Source organism: Streptomyces sp. NPDC048331, assembly GCF_043201215.1.
Taxonomy (GTDB): domain Bacteria; phylum Actinomycetota; class Actinomycetes; order Streptomycetales; family Streptomycetaceae; genus Streptomyces.
Genome location: NZ_JBICYT010000003.1, coordinates 468,374 through 477,712, shown reverse-complemented (window position 1 = coordinate 477,712; position 9,339 = coordinate 468,374). Strand labels below are relative to the sequence as shown.

Sequence of the window (9,339 nt, the reverse complement as noted above, 5' to 3'; positions counted from 1 at the left end):
GCCACCTTCGCGGGTGGTATCGGCAACATGCTGGTGATCGTCGGGTTCATGGTGACGGCGACGACGGGTCTGCCGGACCACGAGCAGGGCATGGCCACGGGTCTGGCGACGATGACGCAGCAGATCGGCATCACCATGGGCACCCCGATCATGTCGGCGGTGGCCGCGGCGGACGCCGACATCCACGCCGGCATCACGACCGCGGTGATCGTGAACACCGCCATCGTCGTGGTCGGCATCCTCACCACCGTCCTCTTCCTCCGCACCGAGCGGACCAGCTGACGAAGTGCGCGCCTCCACTAAGGCAACTCCGCCTTGTGACAGCCCTGTTCCGGCCGCGAACGTTGGCCCCGGGCCCGGTGCGAGCGCCGGCCACCGATGGAAAGGAATCCCGATGGCCACACCCACCGTCGTCAGCTGGGAGCAGGTGCCCGTGCCCACCCCGTCCGGGCCCCTGCCCGCCCGGGTGTACCGGCCCGGTACGCCGTCACCGCAGGGCTGGCTGGTGTGGGCCCACGGAGGCAGCTGGCGTGCCGGATCCGCGCGGGACTGGCACGGCGCCACCGCCGAACTCGCCCACCACTCCGGCTTCGGGGTGGTGAGCGTCGACTACCGGCTGGCCCCCGAGGTACGCCACCCGGCCATGGTCGAGGACATCCTGTCCGCCCTGACCTGGGCCGGCGAACAGCCGGACCGGCTCACCGGAGACCCGTCCGGCGCGCCCCTCCTGGCCGTCGGCGGGGACAGCGCCGGCGGCACCCTCGCCGCCTCGGCCGCCCTCGTCTGCCGCGACCGCGGGATTCCGCTGGCCGCGCAGGTCCTGGCGTACCCGCCACTGGATCCCGCCTGTGCGGCGGCCTCCTACCACCGCTTCCCCGACCTGTTCCCCACGGCCTCCTACCTGAGGGCCGCCTGGCAGGACTACCAGGCTCCGGGGCTGCCCGTGGCCGCGGACGGCACACGGCTCCACAGCACCCCCTTCGAGGCCGCCGACCTGCGCGGACTCGCACCGGCCGTGATGGCCACCGGAGACCTCGACCCCGTCGGGGACGACGTGCACCACTACGGGCGTCTGCTGCGGGCGGCGGGGGTGGAGGTCGCCCTACGGGAGTTCCGACAGACGGGCCACGGGGCCTTCCTGCAGCCCGGCCCCGGCCTGCGCGGCGGCCCCGGCGACCCCGGCGACCCCGGCGGGCATCCAGCGGCGTCGATGCGCGGCTGGCTCGGGCTGGCCCTGCACCGGCTCACCTCACCGAACACCCCCGACAACCTCCCCTCCCTGGAGCAGACATGACCACCTCCGCCGTCCCCAACCTCGACGCCCTGCTGCGCCACTTCGCCGATCTGCGCGACGGCATCCACGGCGGCGCCGTCTCCCGCCCCGACAAGGAGCGGCACTTCCGGACCGCCACCCGCCTGCTGGACCCATACGCCCGCCAGGCACTCCGCGAGCTCAACGACGAACTCCTCCTCGGGCAGGGCGTGATCGACGCGAGCGGAGTCCAACGGGCCGAGGACCGCAGTCTCTTCCACGCCTGGACCCTGTGGTGGGACGAGCAGTCGGCCGCCGACATCCCGCCCGTGACGCTCTACGCGCACTACGGAGCCTCCTTCCACCACCCGCACCTGCGCGGCGCGACCGTCTCCGAGTGGCCGCTGAACGTCTTCGACGACGCGCAGGCCGCCGCCGAACTGCCCACCCTGCGCGCGATCGCCGCCGCGGACCTCCACAACCTCGTCTTCGAACGGGACTTCAGGATCGTGCCCGCGACCATGGCGGGCGCCACCGGACTCCCCGCCCACCAGCACTGAAAGGCGGCCGTCATGACGAAGCTGCGACTGTCCGTACTCGACCAGACCCCGGTCGGCGAGGACCACACCCCGGACCGGGCGCTCCGCGCCTCCGTGGACCTCGCCCGCGCCGCCGAATCCCTCGGCTACACCCGCTACTGGGTCGCCGAACACCACGACTCGCCGGGCTTCGCGAGCAGCGCGCCGGAGATCCTCGCGGGCACCCTGCTCGCCCACACCTCACGGATGCGGATCGGGACCGGCGGAGTGCTGCTGCCCCGCTACGACCCGGCGAAGGTGGCCGAGGTGTTCGGCGTACTGGCCTCGCTCCACCCGGGCCGCGTCGACCTCGGCATCGGCCGGGCCGGCGGCCCCGCCCGTGACTTCCCGCAACGGCTGGCCGGGCTGCGCGCCCTGCTGGGCGAGGGCGGAGTCGTCCCGCACGCGCCGGTCCCGCCACAGATGTGGCTGCTGGGCGCGGGACGCGAGTCGGCGCGGCTGGCCGGGCTGCTGGGTACGGAGTTCGCGTTCGGGCACTTCTTCTCCCCGATGGGCGGCCGGGAGGCCTTCGAGGACTACCGAGCCCACGTTCGTACCTCCACGGGAGACCGGCCGGGCGGCGCGCTCGCGGTACGCGTGGTGACGGCGGACAGCGCCGGCCGCGCCGAGGAACTGGCCCAGAGCCTGCTCCTGTGGCGCGCCCGCAAGGACCTCGGCGAGGACGGCCCGCTGCCGTCGTACGAGACCACGCGCCGCCACCGCTGGACGGGCGCCGAACGGGAACGGGCCGAGGTGCATCGCACGGCCCTCGTCTCCGGGGCGCCGGAGCAGGTGTCCGCGGTACTGACGGCCCTTGCCGCGAGCCACGGCGTGGACGAGCTGATCATCAACACCCTGACCTGCGACCCGGCGGACCGCGGACGCTCGTACGAGCTGCTGTCCGAGGCCTTCGACCTTCAGGCCCCCGACCTTCAGGCCTCGGACCTTCAGGTCCCCGACCCGCGCTCCGCGGTCCCGGCGGCCGTCTCCGACCTGGCCCTCCGGGGTCAGGAGCGGTCGAGGCCCCAGGTCTGGAGCGCGTAGGGCCGGCCCTTCTCCTCGCCCGTGATCAACGGCACGTCGAGGAGGCGGAAGCCGGCCCGGGTGGCCACGCCGACGCTGGAGGCGTTCTCGGCCTCCAGCTCCAGGATCACCTGGTCCACGCCGAGCTCCTCGAAGGCGTACGCGGCCATCACCCGCACCGCGCGGGCGGCCAGACCCTGACCCCGGTGCGCCGGACCGACGGCGTATCCCAGCTCCGTACCCTCGGGCGCGCGCTTGAGCATCACCTCGCCGAGCGGGGCGCCGCCGTCGACCGTGATGGCCAGCAGAAGGGCCGTCCCCTCCGTGCGCAGGTGCCTCGCCCGCTCCAGGCGGTTGCGGGCGGCCTCGGCGTCGAAGGGGGAGACGATCGGCGTCCAGTAGGCGATGTCGGGGTGGTCGAAGAGCTCGGGCATCGCAGCCAGGTCCGCCGCCGTCCAGTCGCGCAGGACCAGACCCTCGCCCGTCAGCTCCATACGGTCGGGAAAGGACGGCGTCGTGCTGCTCATGCGGGAGGACCTCCGGGTTCGGTGCGGGACGAGCCAAGATATCTGGCGACCGGCCACCGTTCACCGGGATATCCGCCCGGCAGCGCCCCGGGGCCGGGGCACCGTCGGGCCCGAAGGAGACAGCCCTCAGACCGCGTACCGGCCCGGGGCGAAGAGGGAGGGGTTCGCCGCGATCCAGTCCGAGGTGCGGCGCAGGCCCTCCTCCAGGCCGACCCGGGGCCGCCAGCCGGCCCAGTCGCGGGCCCGGGAGTTGTCCGACAGCAGCCGCTGGACCTCGCTGCCCGACGGGCGCAGCCGGGTCGGGTCCACCACCACCTCGGCGTCCCGGCCGGATGCCGCGATCAGGGCCTGCGCCAGGGCGCCGACCGAGATCTCCTCACCGGTGCCGAGGTTGACCACCTCACCCAGCGCCCGGTCGCACTCGGCCACCGCCAGGAAGCCCTCCGCCGTGTCCGTCACGTACGTGAAGTCCCGGGTCGGGGTCAGCGAGCCCAGACGGATCTCCCGGGACCCCGCGTGCAGCTGCGCCAGGATCGTGGGGATGACCGCGCGGGCCGACTGGCGCGGGCCGAACGTGTTGAACGGGCGCACCACCGTCACCGGGAGTTCGAAGGCGTGGTGGAAGGAGAGCGCCATCATGTCCGCGCCGATCTTCGACGCGGAGTACGGGGACTGCGGCTGCAGCGGGTGGCTCTCGGAGATCGGGGCGGTCAGCGCCGTCCCGTAGACCTCACTGGTCGAGGTGTGCACGAGACGCCGCACGCCGTGCCGCCGGCAGGCCTCCGCCACGTTCTGCGTGCCCGTGACATTCGTCTGCACGTACGCGCCCGGCGAGGCGTAGCTGTACGGGATCCCGATCAGCGCCGCCAGGTGGAAGACGGTGTCGCAGCCGGCCACCGCGTCGCTGACCCGGCCCGCGTCACGGACATCGCCCGCCCACATCTCCACCGGACCGTCCGGGTCGGCGAGGTAGCGCGCCAGATGGCCCTTCTCGGCGTACGGCTTGTAGTGGACGAAAGCGCGCACCCGCGCACCCCGCGACACCAGCAGGTCCACCAACGTCGAGCCGATGAAGCCCTCCGCGCCGGTGACGAGGACGGTGCGGTCGGTCCAGCTGTTCATATGCGCTCCAGGTGAGGGGTGGGTACGAGGCCGGCGACGCGGAGGACTTCCGCGGCCAGCAGTTCGGCGGCCCGCGCGTGCGGGCCGGGGTCGGCGGCGCCGGCCATCGCCGACAGCCGAGCCGGATCGGCCAACAACGGCCCGATGAGGCCGGCGAGACGCTCGGCGGTGGTCTCGGCGTCGGGCAGGAGCAGTCCCGCACCGGCGTCCGACAGCACCCGCGCGTTGTGGGTCTGGTGGTCGCCGGGGGCGTAGGGGTAGGGCACCAGGACCGACGGGACCCCGGTCGCCGCGAGCTCGGCGACGGTCGCGGAGCCCGCACGGCACACCACCAGGTCGGCGGCCGCGTAGACGAGGTCCATCCGGTCCAGGTACGGCACGGCCCGGGCGATCCGCTCCCCGCCGGACGACACCAGCTCGGCCACCGCGTCCGGCAGCGCGTCCGGACCGGTCTTGACCAGTAGCTGTACGTCGTCCCGGTCCTGCCAGAGGTCGGCGAGCCCGGCCGCCGCCCGGGTGAGGCGGACCGCGCCCAGGCTGCCGCCGTTGAAGACGATCAGCCGGCGCCCCGCGGGCACCCCGAGCGCGCTCCGGGCCTCGGCGCGCAGCGCCACCCGGTCCGCTCCGGGCAGCTCCGCGAGGCCGGACAGGGCCGCCGAGATCGGCATCCCGGTGGTCAGCGCCCGGTCACCGCCCGCGAGGTGGCCCCGGCTGCGGTCGAAGGCCACCGCGATGTACGGGGTGAGCCGGGCCGCGAACTGGTTGGCGCGGCCGGGTACCGCGTTCGACTCGTGGATCACGGCCGGCAGCCCCGCCAGTCGGGCACCGAGCACGGCGGGGGCGCTCGGATATCCGCCCATGCCCACGACGACGTGGGCGCCCTGCGCCCGGATCACCGAGCGCGCCTGGTGCGCCGAGCGCAGCAGCGCCGCGGGCAGCAGGTACCGCTTCGCGCCCAGCGCGGGATCGAAGGGGATCATGTCGACGGTGTGCAGGCGGTAGCCGGCGCCGGGGATCAGCTCGGTCTCCAGGCCCCGCTCGGTCCCGATGAACGAGACCACGGCCGCCGGTACGGCGGCACGCAGCGCCTCCGCGAGGGCGAGACCGGGATAGATGTGCCCGCCGGTGCCGCCCGCACCGATCACGACGGAGAGTGCCGCGGATGTGTGGGGTGTGGTGGTGGTCATGTGCGCACACTCCCGGTGCGCGGTAAGAACGTTCTAAGAACCGACCCGGCGGCCGACGGCGGACAGCCGCAGATCAGAGCCTCCCCACCGCACCGCGTCCGCCCCGAGGGAGCCGATCCGGGAGCCACGAGCCGCATGTGGACCGTCTTACGGTGCTTCAGCGTCGCCGTCGTGACCGCGCCCGAAGATCTCGTCCATCGCCTCGGCGCCCTCGGTGATGACGGGCCGGATCTGCTTCCGGTACACGCGTTCCGTCGTGTTGCTCCCGCTGTGCCCGACCAGCCGGGAGATCGCTTCGATGGGCACCCCGTGGTCGGAGAGCAGGGACACGAAGCTGGTCCTCAGCTCGCGGGTCGTCCACTCTCCCGGATTGCTGAACCCGGCTTCTTTCAGCAGCGAGCGCAGGCTGACGCGTACGCTGCCGGCGGCCATCACACGGCCCTGGCCCTCCCTCGCAGGCCAGGTGGCTGCTCCTTGCTGGTCGGTCCACCTGCGGAGTCGGTCAAGCCCCGAGATTCCGTGTCGTGACGTCGTGGATTTCCGCGGCCCTACTGGAACTCCGGCGGGCTCGCATTCTGCAGTCCGATACGACTCCTCCATGGACGAGTGCCTTCTGCTGCCGAGCCTGCGAAGCAACGGGTGGGCGCGGTCCCAGGCGTCCACCCTTTCGAAGGAGACTGCCATGCTCCGCAGAACCCGCACACACCATCTCGTCCTGCTCACCGCTGCGACAGCCCTCGCTGCCGGAACCGTGCTGCTGTCCTCCAGCGCGTTCGCAGCACCGGTCCGGGCGGCCACCAGCACAATGCCCACGGACGGCGCCCACGGGGCTCACGGCGACCGCGGCAAGCCGAAGCCCCCGCGCCCTCTTTCTCGTGATCCGCGGCCGTGTGCGACGGCCAGTACGCCGTGTGATGCGCCGGTGGGGTCCAACACGCCGCGGAAGCCTTCGGTTCCCGATCCGCGGCCGTGTGCGACGGCCAGTACGCCGTGTGATGCGCCGGTGGGGTCCAACACGCCGCCGAAGCCTTCGGTTCCCGATCCGCGGCCGTGTGCGACGGCCAGTACGCCGTGTGACTCGCCGGTGGGGTCCAACACGCCGCCGAAGCCTTCGGTTCCCGATCCGCGGCCGTGTGCGACGGCCAGTACGCCGTGTGACTCGCCGGTGGGGTCCAACACGCCGCCGAGTGGACTCAACGAGGACTGGTTCGGCGAAACGGCTGGGGACGGTACGGCCTAGTCCAGGCCCCCGTTTCCCGGTACCGGCGACGGGCCCGGGGAGTCGGCTCGGGAGCCACCCGGCACGGCATCGCCCGGACCGTCAGGGACTCGCGCAGGCTTGCCGTACAGCGAGGTGAATGACGTTCACCTACACTGGTGAACGTCATTCACCTTCAAGGGGGGTTTCGCGGTGCCCACCGATCCGCCGTACCGATCTCCCTCCCCGGCTCCGTCCGGCGATCGCCGGGCCATGACCGTTCTGGCGGCCGGGGGCATCGTCACCACGCTGGTGCAGACCGCCGTCGTACCGCTGCTGCCGCAGTTGCCTCGGCTGACCGGCGCGGCGCCGGTCGATGTCGGGTGGGTGGTCACCCTCACGTTGATCACCGGGGCGGTCGCGACGCCGTTGCTGGGGCGGGCCGGGGACATGTACGGCAAGCGGCGGATGTTGTTGGTCGCGCTCGGTGCGCTCGCCGTCGGGTCGCTGGTGTGCTCGTTCGCCTCCACCCTCCCTTGGCTTCTGGCAGGCCGCGGGCTGCAGGGCGTGGGGGCCGCGGTGGTACCGCTGTCGATCAGTTTTCTGCGGGGCGTGCTGCCGCCGCATCGGACGGGTTCGTCGGTGGCACTGATGAGTTCGACGGTGGGGATCGGTGCTGCTCTCGGTCTGCCCCTGGCCGCGCTGCTGGTGCAGTTCGCGGACTGGCACGCGATGTTCTGGGCGATGACCGTGCTCTCGGCGGCGGTGCTCGTGCCGGCGTGGTGGGTGCTGCGGGAGGAGCCGGTTCGGTCGCCGGGGCGGTTCGACCTGGTCGGGGCCTGCGGGCTGGGTGCGGGGCTGGTGCTGCTGCTGTTGGCGCTGTCCAAGGCGGGTGAGTGGGGGTGGGGGAGTCGGCGGATTCTGGGTCTGTCGGGGGCTGCGCTGCTGATCCTGGCGGGGTGGACCGTCCAGCAGTGCCGGGTGGCGCGGCCGCTGGTGGACGTGCGGCTCGCGATGCGTCCGGCGGTTCTGCTGCCGCATGTGGCCGCCTTGTTGGCCGGGTTCGCGTTCTACGCCAACTCCCTCGTCACCGCGCAGCTGATCCAGGCGCCTCGGGCCACCGGGTACGGTCTGGGCCTCTCGGTGGCGGCGGCGGGGGCATGCCTGCTGCCCAGCGGCGTGATCATGGTGCTGTGCGCCTCCTTGTCCGCCCGACTGTCCGCCGCCCGGGGGGCCAAGGCAACGCTGACCCTGGGCACGGTGGTCATCGCGGCCGGGTACGGGCTGCGCTTCGCCGACAGTCGGCAGTTGTGGGCGGTCATCGTCGGTGCGGCCGTGGTGTCGGTCGGCACGGCGCTCGCCTACTCCGCGCTGCCCATGCTGATCATGCGGGCGGTGCCGTTGGAGCAGACCGCTGCGGCGAACGGCCTCAACGTCCTCATGCGCACCATCGGGCAGGCCCTGTGCAGCGCGGTGGTCGCCACCGTGCTGGCGGAACACACCCGCGTGTTCGACGCGTCGGGCCTGTCCGTGTCGGCGCCTACCCTGGACGGGTACCGCGTGGCCTTCGCCGCGGCAGGGGTGGTCGCGTTGTCGGCCTGTGCGGCCGCCTGCCTCATCCCGCGCCGGCCGCGACCCGCACCGTCCCCCCGCCAGGAGGCTGAACACGATGCCCGGCCCGAGCTCCGCCTCCCCCCGCGGCGGCCGCCCGCGAACGACGTCCAGGAACCCGCCGGCACCGGCACCGGCACCGGCACCGGCGCCGACGTCAGGCCCGGGACCGGACCGGGCGGCACGACCGCGTGACGCCGACGCGCGGCGGGCGGAGATCCTCGCCGCCGCCCGGCGCGCGTTCGCACGCCATGCCTACGCCGACACGACCATCGGCGCCATCGCCGACGACGCGGGCGTCAGCCCGGCGCTCGTGATGAAGTACTACGGTTCCAAGGAGCACCTGTTCAACCAGGTCTTCACCTTCGACGCCGACGCCACCGCCCTGTTCGACGCCCCTTTGGACGGCCTCGCCCGGCACATGGTCCTGCACCTCCTCGCCACCCAGCGCGGCCAGACCCGCGACCCGATCCTGCGCATCGCCTTCTCCCGGCACCACCTGGAACTCGGCGGACAGGCCCGGGCCAACTTCCGCACCCAGGTCATCGACGCCCTCGCCGCCCGACTCCCCGGGCCCGACGCAGCTCTGCGAGCGGAACTGGCCATCGGGGTGCTGCTCGGCCTCGGGGCCCTGTACGCGACCGTCCAGGCCGACCGGCTGACGAGCCTGGCCCCCGACGAAGTCGCCGATCTGTACATTCCACTCCTGCAACCCCTGCTCGACGGCGAGGCTCCGGCGCATGGCTGACCAGTACGTTCCGTGAACCACCCCGGTGATCTTCCGCCGGTTACGCTCGCTCGCAGCAGTGAATCCGGCATCAGACGCGCACGTTCCGAACAC

At 72.9% G+C, this 9,339-nt stretch carries 9 protein-coding genes and 1 pseudogene; 6 read left to right on the top strand and 4 right to left on the bottom strand.

Annotated features, from left to right (window positions below; all coding sequences use genetic code 11):
- From ACGFYY_RS08040 to ACGFYY_RS08025, 4 genes and pseudogenes are all read left to right on the top strand, one after another.
- Positions 1-282 (top strand): annotated as a pseudogene (locus tag ACGFYY_RS08040) (MFS transporter); the annotation flags it as partial.
- A 112-nt stretch (positions 283-394) separates the two neighbouring features.
- Positions 395-1,294: an alpha/beta hydrolase gene (locus ACGFYY_RS08035; RefSeq protein ID WP_393707627.1), complete on the top strand. Its 900-nt coding sequence runs from the start codon at positions 395-397 to the stop codon at positions 1,292-1,294.
- The gene (locus ACGFYY_RS08030) at positions 1,291-1,812 is read left to right on the top strand and encodes a hypothetical protein (protein ID WP_393707626.1); all 522 of its coding nucleotides are present in this window, start codon (positions 1,291-1,293) and stop codon (positions 1,810-1,812) included. The genes ACGFYY_RS08035 and ACGFYY_RS08030 overlap by 4 nt, the downstream gene beginning before the upstream one ends.
- A 12-nt stretch (positions 1,813-1,824) precedes the next feature.
- The gene (locus ACGFYY_RS08025) at positions 1,825-2,874 is read left to right on the top strand and encodes an LLM class flavin-dependent oxidoreductase (RefSeq protein ID WP_393707625.1); all 1,050 of its coding nucleotides are present in this window, start codon (positions 1,825-1,827) and stop codon (positions 2,872-2,874) included.
- Here ACGFYY_RS08025 and ACGFYY_RS08020 read toward each other — a convergent pair.
- The 4 genes from ACGFYY_RS08020 to ACGFYY_RS08005 form a co-directional block, all read right to left on the bottom strand.
- Positions 2,838-3,380 carry a GNAT family N-acetyltransferase gene (locus ACGFYY_RS08020; protein WP_393707624.1) on the bottom strand — a complete coding sequence of 181 codons (543 nt, stop codon included), beginning with the start codon at positions 3,378-3,380 and terminating at the stop codon, positions 2,838-2,840. The two genes, ACGFYY_RS08025 and ACGFYY_RS08020, sit on opposite strands and share 37 nt — an antisense overlap.
- A gap of 126 nt (positions 3,381-3,506) precedes the next feature.
- Complete coding sequence (locus ACGFYY_RS08015; protein ID WP_393707623.1) at positions 3,507-4,502, bottom strand: SDR family NAD(P)-dependent oxidoreductase; 996 nt, start codon at positions 4,500-4,502, stop codon at positions 3,507-3,509.
- Positions 4,499-5,689: a glycosyltransferase gene (locus ACGFYY_RS08010; protein WP_393707622.1), complete on the bottom strand. Its 1,191-nt coding sequence runs from the start codon at positions 5,687-5,689 to the stop codon at positions 4,499-4,501. Before ACGFYY_RS08010 ends, ACGFYY_RS08015 begins: the two co-directional genes overlap by 4 nt.
- A gap of 147 nt (positions 5,690-5,836) precedes the next feature.
- Entirely contained in the window at positions 5,837-6,121 is a 285-nt protein-coding gene (locus tag ACGFYY_RS08005; RefSeq protein WP_393707621.1) for a tyrosine-type recombinase/integrase, read from the bottom strand.
- A 1,039-nt stretch (positions 6,122-7,160) separates the two neighbouring features.
- Between ACGFYY_RS08005 and ACGFYY_RS08000 the strand changes: the two genes are divergently transcribed.
- The gene (locus tag ACGFYY_RS08000) at positions 7,161-8,693 is read left to right on the top strand and encodes an MFS transporter (protein WP_393707620.1); all 1,533 of its coding nucleotides are present in this window, start codon (positions 7,161-7,163) and stop codon (positions 8,691-8,693) included.
- A gap of 22 nt (positions 8,694-8,715) precedes the next feature.
- Positions 8,716-9,246: a TetR family transcriptional regulator gene (locus ACGFYY_RS07995; protein ID WP_393707644.1), complete on the top strand. Its 531-nt coding sequence runs from the start codon at positions 8,716-8,718 to the stop codon at positions 9,244-9,246.
- The last annotated feature ends 93 nt before the right edge of the window (positions 9,247-9,339 follow it).

Excerpts from the sequence above, each read along its gene's own strand:
- ACGFYY_RS08020 (WP_393707624.1), bottom strand. The coding sequence starts at position 3,380 with ATGAGCAGCACGACGCCGTCCTTTCCCGACCGTATGGAGCTGACGGGC.
- ACGFYY_RS08015 (WP_393707623.1), bottom strand. The coding sequence starts at position 4,502 with ATGAACAGCTGGACCGACCGCACCGTCCTCGTCACCGGCGCGGAGGGC.
- ACGFYY_RS08030 (WP_393707626.1), top strand. The coding sequence starts at position 1,291 with ATGACCACCTCCGCCGTCCCCAACCTCGACGCCCTGCTGCGCCACTTC.
- ACGFYY_RS08000 (WP_393707620.1), top strand. The coding sequence starts at position 7,161 with ATGACCGTTCTGGCGGCCGGGGGCATCGTCACCACGCTGGTGCAGACC.
- ACGFYY_RS08005 (WP_393707621.1), bottom strand. The coding sequence starts at position 6,121 with ATGGCCGCCGGCAGCGTACGCGTCAGCCTGCGCTCGCTGCTGAAAGAA.
- ACGFYY_RS08025 (WP_393707625.1), top strand. The coding sequence starts at position 1,825 with ATGACGAAGCTGCGACTGTCCGTACTCGACCAGACCCCGGTCGGCGAG.
- ACGFYY_RS08010 (WP_393707622.1), bottom strand. The coding sequence starts at position 5,689 with ATGACCACCACCACACCCCACACATCCGCGGCACTCTCCGTCGTGATC.
- ACGFYY_RS08035 (WP_393707627.1), top strand. The coding sequence starts at position 395 with ATGGCCACACCCACCGTCGTCAGCTGGGAGCAGGTGCCCGTGCCCACC.